This window comes from Wolbachia endosymbiont (group A) of Anoplius nigerrimus (assembly GCF_947251795.1).
Classification (GTDB): domain Bacteria; phylum Pseudomonadota; class Alphaproteobacteria; order Rickettsiales; family Anaplasmataceae; genus Wolbachia.
Map to the genome: position 1 here is coordinate 1,228,598 of NZ_OX366385.1, position 16,390 is coordinate 1,244,987.

Here is a 16,390-nt window from a genome sequence, read left to right on the forward strand (position 1 = left end):
ATGTCCATCTCATCACCACGAATTAATGTGATGCTTGATTCTGTGCGTAGTGCTTCCAGGCAGCTTATGCGCGATTTTAATGAATTGCAAATTTCTAATGTTAAATCAGCAGACTTTATTAATAAAACTTATTCAAAATCCAAGCAAACCATATACGATTGCTTGCACGACTACAAACGAGACTATGGGTTTATTTCCGAAGATGATACTGATCAAGAAGTAAAAGATGACACTTATACCTGGTTTATTATGCCTATAGAGGGCAAGGAAAATTTTTCTAGTTGTATGGTTTATTTTGCAGTATCAGTCTGTCTCATTCATAAAAATAAAGTTGTGGCAGCTGTAATTGATGCTCCGGCTCTTAGAGAAACTTTTTGGGCAGAAGAAAAGAAAGGTGCTTTTCTTGAGGATTTTAGATCTCGTTATATAAAAATGCGGGTGAAAAACCGTGAAGGGGGTTTAATAGATGTAAGTGGTAATTTATTAAATAAATTGCTGCCTGGTAATAGTAATGTACGCTCCATAGGTTCAACAATTTTAGGCTTTGCATACCTTGCAGCAGGAAGGCACAGAGGAACAGTTTACTCTGGAGTTAACAAATATAAAGCCTTGCTCGGTAGACTTTTTCTGCAAGAAAGCGGTGGAAGGCTAACGGAAGACAACGGGCTAATCATTGCTGGAGATATTAAATTAGGATAAACAGGCTACAGAGATAGACAACTTTTCGAAAACTTTTACAAGAGATTCTGTTAAATGTTCTATCATTTCATCAGTATGATAAGGTGTAGGGGTAATACGGAAACGCTCAGTTCCTCTTGGCACTGTTGGATAATTTATATGTTGAACGTATATTCCATGCTCATCAAATAATAATTTTGATGCTCCTTTGGATAACTCTGGGTCGCCAATTATTATTGGAATTATATGAGTTTCTGTTGGAATGAAGTTAATTCCTGTATTTCTCAGTGAGTTTTTTACTTTTTCAACGACTTGCTTTTGCTTTTCCCTTTCAATATTGCTCGATTTTAGGTGTTCAACGCTTGCCTTTGCTGCCGCTGCTAAAACAGGCGACATAGCAGTGGTGAAAATAAATCCTGGAGCGGAACTTCTTATTACATCTACCAAGCTCTTTGAAGACGCTATATACCCACCCATCACTCCAAAAGCCTTCGATAGTGTACCTTGAATGACGGTTATTCTATCCATCAAGCCTTCTCTTTCTGCAATTCCGCCACCATGTGAACCATACATGCCAACTGCGTGCACCTCGTCCAAATAGGTGATTGCATTATGTTGATCTGCAAGATCGCATATCGCTTCAAGCGGCGCTATATCGCCATCCATTGAATATACAGATTCAAGCGCTATTATTTTTGGTGTCTTTTTGTCTATAGACTTGAGTAACTGCTCTAGATGATCAACATTATTGTGTTTAAATATATGTTTTGGTCTTTTTCCTGATTTTATGCCTTCTATCATCGAAGAATGGTTTTTCTCATCTGAAAAAATTACTACGCCCGGAATAACAGATGATAGAGTGCTAAGTGTTGTCTGGTTAGCAAGGTAGCCACAAGCAAAAGTTAAAGCAGCCTCTTTTTTATGCAAACAAGCTAAGGATTTTTCCAGTTCGACAACCTCTTTTGTTGTACCAGATATATTTCTTGTTCCTCCAGCGCCAACAGATGAATTTTGAATAGCGGCAATAACTTTCTCATTCTGCGACATTCCCAAATAGTTATTACTGCACCAAACAATTACTTCCCTATTTCTTTCATAGTCCATAATGTGGGGGAGCCTACCTGGCAATGACGCAAAGTGCGTAAATTCACGGTAGCGCCCCTCATCTTTTATATCTTTTATTTTATTCAAGAATATTTCTTCGTAGTTTACCAAGTTTTTATTCGCTAATAATTGATACAATTATAACAAATTATTAAATGGTAAACTACAATATTTATTCTTCAACTTACTGTTGCAGCAAGCTCTTTATCAGCTATAAGTTCAACATTACTACCCTTAAATGAACTTGAAGGTCTGTTACAGCAATATATGATTACAGCAGCAACTAAACAACAAGCTCCAACTGCTACTCCCACTGCTAACATCTCTAAGTAAACTGCGATAGCTATCCCTGCAGCAATCCCAGTTACTGCTAATGCAGAAGCAGCTACAATAGGCAGCTTACTACTTTTTGTACTGTTGCTACTTTTTAGCGTAGAATCTTCTTCATTTGTTTTCTCTGGTTCATCAGTTACATCTTCAATTAAAGAGTCTTTACTAACAATTGAAGAGTCTTCACTATCCTCAATATCTTCTATTGAAAAAGTGCTAGGTGATGGTACTGAAATTTCTGGTTGTATGCCTTGCAAACTACCACTACCTTTGGGAGTAAGGTCCTCCTTAGTCATATTCTCAGGAGAAACTTTAACATATTTATCATTGTTATTGTCAGTATCACCTTCATCACTCTTAGGCAATTTAGTGAAGCTTGAAGGACCGCTACTGCACTCATCACCACTCACAGAACTCTGTGGTGAAAGTGGTGGTGAATCTTGTTGATCACCTTTACTTTCAGACTCTACCGGTTGAACAGGAGCTCGTTCCTTCTCATCACCATCAATTGATAACACGGTAGTACTGTCACTTTGAAAAACAAGAGCGTCCTGTGTACTTAAACTTTCAGTATCATCCATTTGTCCTAGAACTGAAGTCTCAGGAACTTCTTGTTGCTCTTGAGTATTAGAAGGCTGTGCCTTAAGTCCTACACTTTCTCCTGGTACATGCTCAGTAGGCTGAACAGGAGCTTGTTTTTTCTCATCACTCTCAACACCTGCATTGCTAGGCTTGCTGTCAACTACTAAAGTTTTTGGTTGTGTATTTTGTATAGCAGCATCTCCTTGGTGCTCTTTAAACACGGTTTTATCATGCTCACTATCATTTGGCTGTCTTGTTGTAATTACTACAGACTCTTCTTCATCACTTCTAGATGTCAAAATATCCCCACTTACAGGACTTGATACTGGAGTTAGATCATCGTCATTTATATTATCAGACTGCTCATTATTGACTTTAGCTTCCTCAGTGGCCATTGAAGGCATTTCTGATGTTACTGCAACTTCTTCAGATGGAGAGCCATTACCTGAAGAAGTTCCAGCAGACTTACCACTTTCAAGCCTAGAATAATCATCACCCTCAGAACTCAGTGAATCTGATTCACTTTCTTTAGACTCTATTACAGGAGCTTCGTGGCTACTTGCAGTAATTTTTACATCATTGCCCACTAGTGATGCAGCAATGAGCTCTTCTGCAAGAAATTCTCTAATTTTTTTAATCTTATCTTTAGACCCTTTATCTCTTTTCCCAACTTTCGTCTCATTAGCTTTCTTCAAAGCCCCACCAATGATTCGTTCTACATTATTGCCCTCTTGCTTTACCCGTTCTACTAAAGATCTTACTTCTTTACAATCAAGACTGAAGATAGCATCAGACAACGCTTCTTCTATGCTTTTTGTATTTTGGTCACTACTATGCATTTCACCCTCCTCAAAACTATTGCTAATGAGCTCCTCTGTCAAGCCCTCTCTATTGTTCATGATATTTTCTCGTTTGTTCACAATGTTTTCTTGTGGTTGTTGACTCAATTCACTATTACTGCAGGTAGATCTCATTGCTAAACTACCACCTGCTACTAGATTATCACCAATTGAACTAAGAAATCTAACAGATATATTTTCAGTTCCACACAACTGCCTTAACTCCATACTGTTTCCATTATTGTTAATATAAAGAGGCACTTCGCCTCTTCCATTAATGTTACACTCTATATGAGACATTATTAAAGGATCTTCACCGACCATAGCATTTTTATGGATTATTAAATCAGCAAACTTCATTTCTTTTTCAAAATAATGTCGTTCCGTGTTTGAAATAGCACTTAGAAAAAGATAATAAGGTGTAGTTAGAATTGTAGTGGTCATACAATAAGGCGCTGCAACTACATAAGAAAAGTAATAATATCTAGGCTCTGTGGACAAAATTTTAGAGAAGCCATACAAGAGCTCCAACAAAATTGAGAAAACCCATAAAAACCTCAGCAGTTTTATCAAATCTGGAAAAAATGCGCCTAAAATTTTTAATTTTACCAAAAAAACACTCAATCAAATGACGTTCTTTGTAGATATGCTCATCGTAATACCTTTGCACTTTTCGATTCCGTTTTGGCGGAATAACTACTGTACATCCCTTGTCTTCAAGACTTGTAACAAAGGCATTGCTATCGTAGCCCTTGTCAGCTACTACAGTAGAGTTATAGATACTTTCGGTCAACACTTGTGCCTGCGTAATTTCATTTCTTTGACCAGGAGTCAGAGTAAATTTAAGTGGATTTCCAAGTGCATCGACAAGCGCATGTATTTTAGTTGTAAAGCCACCTTTGCTCCTCCCTAAAGCTTCTTGATCCTTGGAGTTTTTTGTATATCCAGATGAACATGGATGGGCTCGGATGATCGTACCGTCGATTATAGCAACTTCTAAATCAGGCTCTTGTTTAGTATATTCAAGCAATTTTTTCCAGACATCTCTTTCACACCATCTTTTAAATCGCTTATGTATACTCCTGTAATTACCATAAGTTTTTGGTAAAAGTCTCCATTGGCAACCACTTCGCACTATGTACCACACTGCCTCTATGAATATTCTTAAACGTTTTTCATCTTTGCTGTGCATTCCTTTTACGCTTTTTATGAACTCTAAAATTTGTTTCCAATTTTCCTCTTTGATGTAATATTGCATATGGTAGTTTCTCCATTTTTTACCTATTAGGCTAAACTACCATCTTTTTCTCTCTTTTCATATTTTTTGTCCACAGAGCCTAGATACATTATTATCTGGTTGAAAATCTTCAGGTTTTATATCTTGAATACAATTATAATAGGTATCTGTTTTATGATAGTATCCTCCCACTACACAGAAGCTCATTCCAAAGCAGCTTATTACGAAATTACCTGTTTTTATTTTTAGTGGTTTACCTACGTGCTTAAAGCCCATAGAACCAGATGGAAACATTGGTATTGGGTCTGACGAATTAGTTACTCTAATGGTATTTTCTCCAAGAAGTTTTTCATAAATTTCAGCACCGTGGAAATCGAAAACTCTCGGAGAACCAAAAGTTGCAACACGAACGTATTCAGCATCTTTTACCTTCTTAAGATATAAAGCAGTTATAGTAGCAAGAGCGGCTCCCATACTATGACCCGTACAATTAATTTTAAAATCTTTGATTTCTGATTCTTGCTTTTCAATGTAATCGCTTAATACTTTATCAAGACTAGGCAACAAATCATAAAATGCATTATAAAAACCACTATGCATTTTCCCACCTTCAGGTAAAAATTCTTGAGTAAATGCTGCGCTTACATCAGTCATCACATCATCAAGGCCTTTAGTACCACGATAGGCTATGGTTATTTCTTTATCTTTTGTAAAAACAAAACCAGCAGGCGTTCCATTTTTCTTATAATAAAATGGAATAATACCATAACTTTCGTTAATGAGTTCAGCTTTAGTTTTATATCTGCTATCTAACTTTTCGTCGTTATTACCATAGCTGATCTTACAGAAATTACACATCTCTAAGAGCATGTCTTCAAACTGAAGAATGAGCTAATTTGTGAAGCATAATAGTGATCATATTAAAGAAGATATAGTTTTTTGAGGTGAGAGGAGAATGCTCGTAATCTTTACTCATGCGCCTAAAATTGGAAAGCCAGGCAAAAGTTCTTTCAACAATCCAACGTTTGGGAATAACTTGAAATCCTGTATCAACTATTTTCTTGGCAATCGTTAATAAACATCCCGTTTCCAATAAGCATCTGTTTTGTAATTTACCTATGTACCCTTGATCAGCAAAAAACTTACGTAAAGTTGGAACTTTGCATTTAGCTTGGGCAAAAAGATTTAGAGCACTATCACGATCTTGAATACTTGCACTCTGTACTTCAGCAGCAATTACAAGACCCACAGTATCTACAATAATATGGCGTTTTCTGCCCTTTATTTTTTTGCCAGCATCATATCCTCTGGATCCCCTTTTTGAGTAGTTTTCACTGACTGGCTATCAATTATACCTACTGATGGAGTCTTATTTTTACCAATCATCTCTCTTACTTTTTTAACTAGAAAATCATGAATTTCTTGCCATATTCCACTTTTTTTCAAGCGCGAATTACAACTATATACGGTTTTCCATGGTGGAAAATCTTTAGGCAGTTGTCTCCATTGACATCCTGTTCTCATCATATAGCGGATTGCATTAATAATTGTTCTAATACTATGTTTTCTTGGTCTGCCGGTCTTTTTAGGTTCAAAATATGGCTCTATTGTCTTCCATTCTTTGTCACTTATATCGCTTGGGTACATCTTAAAATGTACCTTATACCATACTTCTTAACTTCTTTCTACTCAGTTTGAAGACATGCTCTAATAATTCCTGTTTACTAAACCCTGCAATTTGTATTTTGTCTAGATCACTAACCTCGATAATTTCATAATCATCCCCAAAGCTACTGCATTGAAAATCTCCAAGTTCATCTTCGGGAACAGCTGGTGTTTCTTGACTTTTACCGCCTAAAACTTCAACCCCTTCCTCTCTTTCAGTACCTGAATTTCCAGAATGGCAACGACCTCCAGTTGTTTCGTGTATGCCCAAATCAATCCAGCTTGAATTGTCACTTGGCAAGCTTGCAATACTTGAACCTAGAGAATCAGTTTGATTAGTCATACCTTACTTCTATTAATAACTAATCAAGTATAATACTAAATGATAACTTTGCCAAGCAAGTTGTTTAATTTTTTAGCAAACAGGCTTGCATCATCCATCTCTTCGCCTTCCACGATGCAAGCTTGGTAAAATAATAAATGAATCATGTCTTCCAATGTTGGGTTTTCACCACTTTCAGCATAAGATTCCATTATACTTTTTATTACAGGATGCTTAGTGTTTATTTCAAGCACCTTTGGCGTGCGGTAGTTTAGCTGCTTTTGTTCGCGCAAAAAACGCTCCATGCGAAGATCCATAGCACCTTCATCAACTGCTAGACATACAGGGCTGTCAGTCAGTTTTTTTGAGATTTTCACGCTTTTCACTGAATTGCCAAGAACCTTGGTGAAATATTGCAGTATAGAGTCCGTGTTTTCTTCAGTCTTTTCTTCATCTTGCTTATTTTCTTCATCTTTTTTATCTTCTTCTGAAGAGAATTTTTCCAAATCAACATCTGCGCGGGTTACAGACTTGATTTTCTGATCTTTATATTCATGAATCACGCTAGTCCAGAAATCATCAACTGGATCAACGAATAGGAGCACTTCTAGTCCTTTACTGACGAATCCCTCAAGTTGTGGACTGTTTTTCACTGAATCCAAGCTATTTCCGGTGAGATAATAGATATGCTCCTGCTCAGGCTTCATTCTGCTTATATAGTCATCAATGCTGACTAATTTCTCATCACCAGTGCTATGAAATCTGCAAATTGAGAGCAGCGCTTCTCTCTCATCAGTTGGCATAGCTTCACAAAGACCTTCCTTTAAAACCGCACCAAAATTGGTCCAGAATTTTGTGTACTCTTCCAAATTCTCTTTTGCCTTTTTACCGAGCTCTGATATCGCGCGTTTAGTTAAGGATTTTCTGATCTGCTCAACAACACGATTATTCTGCAGCGTTTCTCTGCTGATATTAAGAGGCAAATCCGGTGAATCAACCACGCCTTTCAGAAAACGCAAGTATTGTGGTATAATCTGTATGTTATCTTCAGTGATAAATACTTTATTTACATATAACTTCACAGAGCAACGTCTATCTGGATGGAATAAATCAAAAGGTTTAATAGAAGGAACATAAAGCAAATTCGTATATTCTATTGCACCTTCATTTTTATTATGCAATATCATCCAAGGCTCCCCGCCAACATGAGCAACACTGCGGAAAAAATCATTGTGCTCCTCTTGAGTAACGTCATTTTTTGGCTTAGTCCAAATTGCAGCCTTACTGTTTAACTTTTCACTTTTTCCTTCTTCATTTATGAATTCAACAGGAAAATTTATGTGATCAGAGTAAGTAGTGACAATGTTTTCAACACGAAATTTATCTAAAAACTCGTTTTCTTCAGGATGCATAATGAGTGTAATTTTGGTTCCGCGAGGGACTTGATTATCTGATTTACTTATTGAATATTCTCCATCTCCCTTGGATTTCCAGACCCAAGACTCCTCCTCTCCAGCTTTTCTTGATTCTACTATTACTTCCGATGCAACCATAAAGCTTGAATAAAAACCAACACCAAACTTCCCAATCAGCTCCACAGCTTGGCTTGAATCCTTGCTATTCTTAATCGCATCCAAGAACTTTTGCGTACCAGAGCTTGCAATTGTACCAAGATTGTCTATTAAATCCTGTCTATTCATTCCAATGCCATTATCAGTGATATATAGCTCGTTCTTATCTTTATTGGAGCTGATAGTGATTTTTAACTCATCACTCAAATCTAGCAAATTAGGATTTAGTTGAGATTCATAGCGCAATTTATCACATGCATCCGATGCATTTGATATTAACTCACGCAGAAAAATATCTTTATTAGTATAAAGTGAATGAATCACTATATTCAGTACTTTCCCTACTTCAGCATCAAATTTTAAATTTTCAGTTTCTTGTACATTGTGCATTTTGAGCTCCATTATTTGCCTACTACCCTAATAATCTAAGTATTGCACTGCAATCTTTCAAGGTCACGCACGCCAAAATTAATGTAGCCGCCATATTATGACACCCAATTTATGGGATCTCTTGCATAAAAATTCCTTGACAAACCTCGCCAGCCCCCTTATCATGAAACTGAAGCTATTTTATTTAACTTCGCAATCTCTGCAGCAGATTAAAATGACAAGAAAACTTGTATTTGGCGTACTATTGTTTAATTCTTTGCACTATGTGCACCGTATGTCTTTATCAAATTTCTAGGTTTTTACCTATACAAGCTGAAACGCGCTTAGAGCATGTCTTCAAACTGAAGAATGAGCTAATTTGTGAAGCATAATAGTGATCATATTAAAGAAGATATAGTTTTTTGAGGTGAGAGGAGAATGCTCGTAATCTTTACTCATGCGCCTAAAATTGGAAAGCCAGGCAAAAGTTCTTTCAACAATCCAACGTTTGGGAATAACTTGAAATCCTGTATCAACTATTTTCTTGGCAATCGTTAATAAACATCCCGTTTCCAATAAGCATCTGTTTTGTAATTTACCTATGTACCCTTGATCAGCAAAAAACTTACGTAAAGTTGGAACTTTGCATTTAGCTTGGGCAAAAAGATTTAGAGCACTATCACGATCTTGAATACTTGCACTCTGTACTTCAGCAGCAATTACAAGACCCACAGTATCTACAATAATATGGCGTTTTCTGCCCTTTATTTTTTTGCCAGCATCATATCCTCTGGATCCCCTTTTTGAGTAGTTTTCACTGACTGGCTATCAATTATACCTACTGATGGAGTCTTATTTTTACCAATCATCTCTCTTACTTTTTTAACTAGAAAATCATGAATTTCTTGCCATATTCCACTTTTTTTCAAGCGCGAATTACAACTATATACGGTTTTCCATGGTGGAAAATCTTTAGGCAGTTGTCTCCATTGACATCCTGTTCTCATCATATAGCGGATTGCATTAATAATTGTTCTAATACTATGTTTTCTTGGTCTGCCGGTCTTTTTAGGTTCAAAATATGGCTCTATTGTCTTCCATTCTTTGTCACTTATATCGCTTGGGTACATCTTAAAATGTACCTTATACCATACTTCTTAACTTCTTTCTACTCAGTTTGAAGACATGCTCTTATAAAGCGTTCAAGACATCACCCAACGTCAAATTTTAAAATAGAGAGTGTAATAACTAGGCTCTGTGGACAAAATTTTAGAGAAGCCATACAAGAGCTCCAACAAAATTGAGAAAACCCATAAAAACCTCAGCAGTTTTATCAAATCTGGAAAAAATGCGCCTAAAATTTTTAATTTTACCAAAAAAACACTCAATCAAATGACGTTCTTTGTAGATATGCTCATCGTAATACCTTTGCACTTTTCGATTCCGTTTTGGCGGAATAACTACTGTACATCCCTTGTCTTCAAGACTTGTAACAAAGGCATTGCTATCGTAGCCCTTGTCAGCTACTACAGTAGAGTTATAGATACTTTCGGTCAACACTTGTGCCTGCGTAATTTCATTTCTTTGACCAGGAGTCAGAGTAAATTTAAGTGGATTTCCAAGTGCATCGACAAGCGCATGTATTTTAGTTGTAAAGCCACCTTTGCTCCTCCCTAAAGCTTCTTGATCCTTGGAGTTTTTTGTATATCCAGATGAACATGGATGGGCTCGGATGATCGTACCGTCGATTATAGCAACTTCTAAATCAGGCTCTTGTTTAGTATATTCAAGCAATTTTTTCCAGACATCTCTTTCACACCATCTTTTAAATCGCTTATGTATACTCCTGTAATTACCATAAGTTTTTGGTAAAAGTCTCCATTGGCAACCACTTCGCACTATGTACCACACTGCCTCTATGAATATTCTTAAACGTTTTTCATCTTTGCTGTGCATTCCTTTTACGCTTTTTATGAACTCTAAAATTTGTTTCCAATTTTCCTCTTTGATGTAATATTGCATATGGTAGTTTCTCCATTTTTTACCTATTAGGCTAAACTACCATCTTTTTCTCTCTTTTCATATTTTTTGTCCACAGAGCCTAGAGCAACTGTTAAAAAACCAAAATAGTGATGAATTTGAACAATTAGTAACGAGCCCTAAAAATATATACTACTCAGGCAAGAAAAAAGGAAAGGACTATAAAAACATAGTCTGTAAACTTATTTTAGGTATGTTTGTATTATCTGTTGGGTTATATGTTGCTGATTATTTCTTTATGGAGCAAAAATTATTTAATCCAATAAAAGGTGTCCTACCACAGGATAATTTTGCTAATCTAGTAATTGCTGCAGTGCTTACTATCGTAATAGTATATGCTTTATTTCAATCATTGAAATCACCACAGGAACCACCACTTTCAACAGTCGATGATGTGCGGAAGAAAAAATTAGAACCGCTCCATGCAAAATAAGCTTAGAACTACATAAATGTAGCAACTTAAAAGTACATATTGTATAATGCTTATTCTTAAGTTAAGAGGTGATTTATGGATTTAAGTAAAATAACAGCGGGACCAAATGCGGTGAATGTGGTAATTGAAATAAGTGCAAATGCTGAGCCTGTAAAGTATGAATTTAATAAAGAGCTTGGATTGTTACAAGTTGACAGATTTTTGTCTACCTCAATGACTTATCCTTGCAATTATGGGTTTATACCAAATACCTGCGCAGGTGATGGTGATCCTGTGGATGTTTTGGTGCTAACTCAATTTCCGTTAGCATCTAGTGTTTTAATATCGGTGCGTCCAATAGGCGCATTACTCACTAAAGATGAAAAAGGAGAAGATGAGAAGATATTAGCTGTGCCTGTTTCCAGTGTTGATAGCTATTATGACAATATAAAGGACTATTCTGACTTATCTAAAAACCTACTAGATAAAATTGCTCATTTCTTTTCTCATTATAAAGATCTAGAAAAGGGAAAAACGGTAACAGTTGGAGAATGGGTTGGTGTAGAAGAAGCAAAGAAAATCATTGAAAAAAGCAGAAATTAGTTTTTATTGATTTATAGCTAAAGTGGCTTAGGTTTGCCTACAATTTGAAAAACAACAAATTCGTCATTCCGCTACTCGTTAGCGGAATCTATACCGCGCACAACTGTACGAACATTGCAATATGGCACATAGTAAACGATGTCATTCCAGTCTGGAATCCAGCTTTTTCATCCAAGACGGCAGCGCCTCCTTCTTCTGTCATCCCAGTGCTTGACACTGGTTTACTTTATGATGATGTCATGAAAGTAGCTGACACTGGGATGGCTTTGTTGCATAGCAACCGAAAAAATCTGGCAGTTACTGACAAAATTCATTATAAAATAGCCATTCAACTGTTGAAGAAAAAATATGCCACAAAAAATGAGAGTCAGTAACCAAAACGAATATAACAAATTTCTAGGCTCTGTGGACAAAATTTTAGAGAAGCCATACAAGAGCTCCAACAAAATTGAGAAAACCCATAAAAACCTCAGCAGTTTTATCAAATCTGGAAAAAATGCGCCTAAAATTTTTAATTTTACCAAAAAAACACTCAATCAAATGACGTTCTTTGTAGATATGCTCATCGTAATACCTTTGCACTTTTCGATTCCGTTTTGGCGGAATAACTACTGTACATCCCTTGTCTTCAAGACTTGTAACAAAGGCATTGCTATCGTAGCCCTTGTCAGCTACTACAGTAGAGTTATAGATACTTTCGGTCAACACTTGTGCCTGCGTAATTTCATTTCTTTGACCAGGAGTCAGAGTAAATTTAAGTGGATTTCCAAGTGCATCGACAAGCGCATGTATTTTAGTTGTAAAGCCACCTTTGCTCCTCCCTAAAGCTTCTTGATCCTTGGAGTTTTTTGTATATCCAGATGAACATGGATGGGCTCGGATGATCGTACCGTCGATTATAGCAACTTCTAAATCAGGCTCTTGTTTAGTATATTCAAGCAATTTTTTCCAGACATCTCTTTCACACCATCTTTTAAATCGCTTATGTATACTCCTGTAATTACCATAAGTTTTTGGTAAAAGTCTCCATTGGCAACCACTTCGCACTATGTACCACACTGCCTCTATGAATATTCTTAAACGTTTTTCATCTTTGCTGTGCATTCCTTTTACGCTTTTTATGAACTCTAAAATTTGTTTCCAATTTTCCTCTTTGATGTAATATTGCATATGGTAGTTTCTCCATTTTTTACCTATTAGGCTAAACTACCATCTTTTTCTCTCTTTTCATATTTTTTGTCCACAGAGCCTAGAAAAAAGAGGAAATATTTTTCGTTATATCAACGAAGCCATAGAAAATTGGTATGAAATTGGGCCAAAAATGCAGGGTGGCAACAATATTTACAGCAATAAAGTGGTGATTTTGATACATATAATAACCCATCTATTCAGAATAGGTTTGAGGCAAACAGTTGGATTTATAGCAGGATACCTTGAGCAAATTGGGAAAAATTTGCAAGTTATCAGCTATTCTCAGGCTTCAAGAAGGTTTAAGAAACTTAATATTAAGATAAATGATTGCAGAATTGATAAAGATAATATGGAAGATATCGAAATTGCTATAGATAGCACAAGCATCAGCATTTATAACAACACTCCTGGCCACAGCAAGGAAAATAGCGAAAATAGAAAGTATCGCAGCTATGAACAAGTAAAGAAACTACACGTAATGTTGAATATAAACAGCAAAAAAGCCATAGCTGCAAAATACAGCAGCGGAGTTTATTCAGATCACTATGGAGCTTGCGATTTGTTAGAAGAAGTTCATGCTGTAAAGGTATTATATGCGGATAGAGCATATGACAGGCATAAGCTTTACGAATTATGTAACAAGTTTGGTATAAAGACAAAAGTTCTTCCGAAAAACAACGCAACAGAGCACCAAAAATTGGATTACATGGATGATAGAAATGCTGCTGTTAGACTAATAAAGTCATATGATTGCATAAAAAAGTGGAAAGAAGAAGTAAATTATGGAAAGAGAGCTCACATTGAAGGGTTTTTCTCAAGATTAAAGCAAATATTTGGATTCAGCTTTAGGAATAAGTCCGAAGTAAATCGTGGAAAAGAACTACTCATTAAGTGCTATTTGCTTAATCAATTTACTGACATTGGTATGGCTAAATTCGAAATGGCTACATGAATTTATCGTAAATTACTACCGCATAAGGTGCGATGCAACAAAGCCCACTGGGATCCAGAAGACTTAATTTCAACCAAATAATAAAGGCTAGATCCCAGTGGGCTTTGTTGCATAGCAACCGAAAAAATCTGGTGGCTACTGACAAAATTCATTATAAATAACCATTTAACTGTTGAAGAAAAAATATGCCACAGAAAATGAAAGTCAGTAACCAAAATGAATATAACAAATTTCTCCAGGAAAGAGGAAATATTTTTCATTATATCAATGAAGCCATAGAAAATTGGTATGAAAATAGTCCAAAAATGCAAGGCGGCAACTATATTTACAGTGATAAAGTTGTGATTTTGGTGCATATAATTGTCAATCTTTTTAGAATTGGTTTAAGACAAACGGTGGGGTTTATAAAAGGATATCTGCAACAAATAGGAAGAGATTTGCAGCTATTCACAAGCATCAAAAGAAACTTAATATTAAAATCAATGATTGCAGAATTGATAAAAATAATATAAAAGATATTGAAATTGCCATAGATAGCACAAGTATCAGCATTTATAACAATACTTCTGAAGGAAAATAGCGAAGATAGAAAGTATCGCAGCTATGAACAGACAAGAAAATTGCATGTAATGTTGAATATAAACAGCAAAAAAGCCATAGCTGTAAAATACAGCGGCGGAGTTTATTCGGATCACTATGGAGCTTGTAATTTGCTAAAAGAAGTCGATTTTCAGTATGTCATAAAAGCACTATATGCAGATAGGGCATATGATAGGCACAAGTTTTATAAATTGTGTAACGAATATGATATAAAGGCAAAAATTCCACCAATAAACAATGCGGCAGAACATCCAGAAATAGATTATATGTCTGACAGAAATGCTGCTATTAGGTTAATAAAATTATACGGTGAAGATGGCGTGAAAGAATGGAAAAAAGAAGTAAATTATGGGAAAAGATCTTATATTGAAGGGTTTTTCTCAAGATTAAAGCAAATATTTGGATTCAGCTTTAGGAATAAATCCGAAGTAAATCGCGAAAAAGAATTGCTGATTAAGTGCTATTTGCTTAATCAATTTACTGAAATTGGTATGGCTAAATTTGAGATAGTTACATGAATTTACCATAAATCACCATCTCATAAAGTGTGATGCAACAAAGCCATCCCAGTGTCAGCTACTCGGATGACACCCTACTTAACCGTCATACCGCCGCGGTATCTCAAAGCATAGATCCCGCTAACACGTAGCGGGATGACGATTGTCAGGCCAGCACCTCTATAATGTCATCCCAGTGACTATTTCTTTGTCATCCCGGTGCGTGACACCCTACTAGCGGAAGTTACTCTCGAATGTTTGTTCATGTTGCTATAAATATTAAGAAATTTACCAAATGAAAAAAAAGGCAAAAGAAGCCCTAGTCATTGTCTATTTTCAGTATTTGGCGTTTTTTAAGTCTTAGAGCATGTCTTCAAACTGAGTAGAAAGAAGTTAAGAAGTATGGTATAAGGTACATTTTAAGATGTACCCAAGCGATATAAGTGACAAAGAATGGAAGACAATAGAGCCATATTTTGAACCTAAAAAGACCGGCAGACCAAGAAAACATAGTATTAGAACAATTATTAATGCAATCCGCTATATGATGAGAACAGGATGTCAATGGAGACAACTGCCTAAAGATTTTCCACCATGGAAAACCGTATATAGTTGTAATTCGCGCTTGAAAAAAAGTGGAATATGGCAAGAAATTCATGATTTTCTAGTTAAAAAAGTAAGAGAGATGATTGGTAAAAATAAGACTCCATCAGTAGGTATAATTGATAGCCAGTCAGTGAAAACTACTCAAAAAGGGGATCCAGAGGATATGATGCTGGCAAAAAAATAAAGGGCAGAAAACGCCATATTATTGTAGATACTGTGGGTCTTGTAATTGCTGCTGAAGTACAGAGTGCAAGTATTCAAGATCGTGATAGTGCTCTAAATCTTTTTGCCCAAGCTAAATGCAAAGTTCCAACTTTACGTAAGTTTTTTGCTGATCAAGGGTACATAGGTAAATTACAAAACAGATGCTTATTGGAAACGGGATGTTTATTAACGATTGCCAAGAAAATAGTTGATACAGGATTTCAAGTTATTCCCAAACGTTGGATTGTTGAAAGAACTTTTGCCTGGCTTTCCAATTTTAGGCGCATGAGTAAAGATTACGAGCATTCTCCTCTCACCTCAAAAAACTATATCTTCTTTAATATGATCACTATTATGCTTCACAAATTAGCTCATTCTTCAGTTTGAAGACATGCTCTTAGAACCTGTCTTGAAAATGGCTAAGCATAGAAGTAATCATATTAGATTTCTTGCATAACCCAAACTAAGTAGAAAAAAGGCAACTCCCCTGTCATCCCAGTAGCCCTTTCTTGTCATCCCAGTGCGTGACACTGGGATCTCATTTTACTTTATAATGATGTCATGAAAGTAGCTGACACTGGTTCACCT

General features: G+C 36.0%; 19 protein-coding genes and 1 pseudogene. 8 read left to right on the top strand and 12 right to left on the bottom strand.

Annotated features, from left to right (window positions below):
• Positions 1 to 699: an inositol monophosphatase family protein gene (locus OPR26_RS06620; RefSeq protein ID WP_265015817.1), complete on the top strand. Its 699-nt coding sequence runs from the start codon at positions 1 to 3 to the stop codon at positions 697 to 699.
• Here the strand turns inward: OPR26_RS06620 and hemA are convergent.
• The 11 genes from hemA to OPR26_RS06675 all read right to left on the bottom strand — a co-directional run bounded on the left by hemA (position 691) and on the right by OPR26_RS06675 (position 10,719).
• Positions 691 to 1,893, bottom strand: coding sequence for a 5-aminolevulinate synthase (hemA, locus tag OPR26_RS06625; RefSeq protein WP_265016304.1), 1,203 nt, complete (start codon positions 1,891 to 1,893; stop codon positions 691 to 693). The two genes, OPR26_RS06620 and hemA, sit on opposite strands and share 9 nt — an antisense overlap.
• A gap of 68 nt (positions 1,894 to 1,961) precedes the next feature.
• Positions 1,962 to 3,893 (bottom strand): TomO hydrophobic C-terminal domain-containing protein, encoded by a 1,932-nt coding sequence (locus OPR26_RS06630; protein ID WP_265015818.1) that lies wholly within the window; start codon positions 3,891 to 3,893, stop codon positions 1,962 to 1,964.
• Between the two features lie 145 nt (positions 3,894 to 4,038).
• Positions 4,039 to 4,791 (bottom strand): IS5 family transposase, encoded by a 753-nt coding sequence (locus OPR26_RS06635; protein ID WP_264702259.1) that lies wholly within the window; start codon positions 4,789 to 4,791, stop codon positions 4,039 to 4,041.
• A gap of 57 nt (positions 4,792 to 4,848) precedes the next feature.
• Positions 4,849 to 5,640, bottom strand: coding sequence for a lipase family protein (locus OPR26_RS06640; RefSeq protein WP_265015819.1), 792 nt, complete (start codon positions 5,638 to 5,640; stop codon positions 4,849 to 4,851).
• Positions 5,641 to 5,644: 4 nt separating this feature from the next.
• On the bottom strand, positions 5,645 to 6,055 hold the full coding sequence (locus OPR26_RS06645; RefSeq protein WP_320157296.1) for a transposase: 411 nt from the start codon (positions 6,053 to 6,055) through the stop codon (positions 5,645 to 5,647).
• Positions 6,052 to 6,417, bottom strand: coding sequence for a transposase (locus OPR26_RS06650; RefSeq protein WP_264731180.1), 366 nt, complete (start codon positions 6,415 to 6,417; stop codon positions 6,052 to 6,054). Before OPR26_RS06650 ends, OPR26_RS06645 begins: the two co-directional genes overlap by 4 nt.
• Before the next feature lie 13 nt (positions 6,418 to 6,430).
• Positions 6,431 to 6,778 (bottom strand): hypothetical protein, encoded by a 348-nt coding sequence (locus tag OPR26_RS06655; RefSeq protein WP_265015820.1) that lies wholly within the window; start codon positions 6,776 to 6,778, stop codon positions 6,431 to 6,433.
• Positions 6,779 to 6,813: 35 nt separating this feature from the next.
• Entirely contained in the window at positions 6,814 to 8,718 is a 1,905-nt protein-coding gene (gene htpG / locus OPR26_RS06660; RefSeq protein ID WP_265015821.1) for a molecular chaperone HtpG, read from the bottom strand.
• A gap of 336 nt (positions 8,719 to 9,054) precedes the next feature.
• Complete coding sequence (locus OPR26_RS06665; protein ID WP_320157296.1) at positions 9,055 to 9,465, bottom strand: transposase; 411 nt, start codon at positions 9,463 to 9,465, stop codon at positions 9,055 to 9,057.
• Positions 9,462 to 9,827, bottom strand: a complete 366-nt coding sequence (locus OPR26_RS06670; protein ID WP_264731180.1) for a transposase — start codon at positions 9,825 to 9,827, stop codon at positions 9,462 to 9,464. The genes OPR26_RS06665 and OPR26_RS06670 overlap by 4 nt, the downstream gene beginning before the upstream one ends.
• Before the next feature lie 139 nt (positions 9,828 to 9,966).
• Positions 9,967 to 10,719: an IS5 family transposase gene (locus tag OPR26_RS06675; protein ID WP_264702259.1), complete on the bottom strand. Its 753-nt coding sequence runs from the start codon at positions 10,717 to 10,719 to the stop codon at positions 9,967 to 9,969.
• 211 nt (positions 10,720 to 10,930) lie between these two features.
• Here OPR26_RS06675 and OPR26_RS06680 point away from each other — a divergent pair, with 211 nt between their 5' ends.
• The 3 genes from OPR26_RS06680 (at position 10,931) to OPR26_RS06690 (ending at position 12,126) form a co-directional block, all read left to right on the top strand.
• Positions 10,931 to 11,170, top strand: coding sequence for a hypothetical protein (locus OPR26_RS06680; RefSeq protein ID WP_265015822.1), 240 nt, complete (start codon positions 10,931 to 10,933; stop codon positions 11,168 to 11,170).
• 75 nt (positions 11,171 to 11,245) lie between these two features.
• Complete coding sequence (gene ppa, locus OPR26_RS06685; protein WP_265015823.1) at positions 11,246 to 11,752, top strand: inorganic diphosphatase; 507 nt, start codon at positions 11,246 to 11,248, stop codon at positions 11,750 to 11,752.
• 44 nt (positions 11,753 to 11,796) lie between these two features.
• Positions 11,797 to 12,126: a hypothetical protein gene (locus OPR26_RS06690; protein ID WP_265015824.1), complete on the top strand. Its 330-nt coding sequence runs from the start codon at positions 11,797 to 11,799 to the stop codon at positions 12,124 to 12,126.
• Between the two features lie 43 nt (positions 12,127 to 12,169).
• Here OPR26_RS06690 and OPR26_RS06695 read toward each other — a convergent pair whose 3' ends face one another.
• The gene (locus OPR26_RS06695; RefSeq protein ID WP_264702259.1) at positions 12,170 to 12,922 is read right to left on the bottom strand and encodes an IS5 family transposase; all 753 of its coding nucleotides are present in this window, start codon (positions 12,920 to 12,922) and stop codon (positions 12,170 to 12,172) included.
• A gap of 61 nt (positions 12,923 to 12,983) precedes the next feature.
• On the opposite strand from OPR26_RS06695, the gene OPR26_RS06700 reads away from it, so the two are divergent.
• The 4 genes and pseudogenes from OPR26_RS06700 to OPR26_RS06720 all read left to right on the top strand — a co-directional run bounded on the left by OPR26_RS06700 (position 12,984) and on the right by OPR26_RS06720 (position 16,189).
• On the top strand, positions 12,984 to 13,895 hold the full coding sequence (locus tag OPR26_RS06700; RefSeq protein ID WP_458694443.1) for an IS5 family transposase: 912 nt from the start codon (positions 12,984 to 12,986) through the stop codon (positions 13,893 to 13,895).
• Between the two features lie 185 nt (positions 13,896 to 14,080).
• A pseudogene (locus OPR26_RS07595) lies at positions 14,081 to 15,013 on the top strand (IS5 family transposase).
• Positions 15,014 to 15,416: 403 nt separating this feature from the next.
• The gene (locus OPR26_RS06715; RefSeq protein WP_264731180.1) at positions 15,417 to 15,782 is read left to right on the top strand and encodes a transposase; all 366 of its coding nucleotides are present in this window, start codon (positions 15,417 to 15,419) and stop codon (positions 15,780 to 15,782) included.
• A 20-nt stretch (positions 15,783 to 15,802) separates the two neighbouring features.
• A complete protein-coding gene (locus OPR26_RS06720) occupies positions 15,803 to 16,189 on the top strand; it encodes a transposase (RefSeq protein ID WP_265016251.1) in 387 nt (128 codons plus the stop codon).
• The last annotated feature ends 201 nt before the right edge of the window (positions 16,190 to 16,390 follow it).

What these genes read in the sequence shown, in the direction of transcription:
- OPR26_RS06620 (WP_265015817.1), top strand. Translation starts at nt 1, where the DNA reads ATGTCCATCTCATCACCACGAATTAATGTGATGCTTGATTCTGTGCGT.
- OPR26_RS06630 (WP_265015818.1), bottom strand. Translation starts at nt 3,893, where the DNA reads ATGAAGTTTGCTGATTTAATAATCCATAAAAATGCTATGGTCGGTGAA.
- OPR26_RS06635 (WP_264702259.1), bottom strand. Translation starts at nt 4,791, where the DNA reads ATGCAATATTACATCAAAGAGGAAAATTGGAAACAAATTTTAGAGTTC.
- OPR26_RS06640 (WP_265015819.1), bottom strand. Translation starts at nt 5,640, where the DNA reads ATGCTCTTAGAGATGTGTAATTTCTGTAAGATCAGCTATGGTAATAAC.
- OPR26_RS06650 (WP_264731180.1), bottom strand. Translation starts at nt 6,417, where the DNA reads ATGTACCCAAGCGATATAAGTGACAAAGAATGGAAGACAATAGAGCCA.
- OPR26_RS06655 (WP_265015820.1), bottom strand. Translation starts at nt 6,778, where the DNA reads ATGACTAATCAAACTGATTCTCTAGGTTCAAGTATTGCAAGCTTGCCA.
- htpG (WP_265015821.1), bottom strand. Translation starts at nt 8,718, where the DNA reads ATGCACAATGTACAAGAAACTGAAAATTTAAAATTTGATGCTGAAGTA.
- OPR26_RS06670 (WP_264731180.1), bottom strand. Translation starts at nt 9,827, where the DNA reads ATGTACCCAAGCGATATAAGTGACAAAGAATGGAAGACAATAGAGCCA.
- OPR26_RS06675 (WP_264702259.1), bottom strand. Translation starts at nt 10,719, where the DNA reads ATGCAATATTACATCAAAGAGGAAAATTGGAAACAAATTTTAGAGTTC.
- OPR26_RS06680 (WP_265015822.1), top strand. Translation starts at nt 10,931, where the DNA reads ATGTTTGTATTATCTGTTGGGTTATATGTTGCTGATTATTTCTTTATG.
- ppa (WP_265015823.1), top strand. Translation starts at nt 11,246, where the DNA reads ATGGATTTAAGTAAAATAACAGCGGGACCAAATGCGGTGAATGTGGTA.
- OPR26_RS06695 (WP_264702259.1), bottom strand. Translation starts at nt 12,922, where the DNA reads ATGCAATATTACATCAAAGAGGAAAATTGGAAACAAATTTTAGAGTTC.
- OPR26_RS06715 (WP_264731180.1), top strand. Translation starts at nt 15,417, where the DNA reads ATGTACCCAAGCGATATAAGTGACAAAGAATGGAAGACAATAGAGCCA.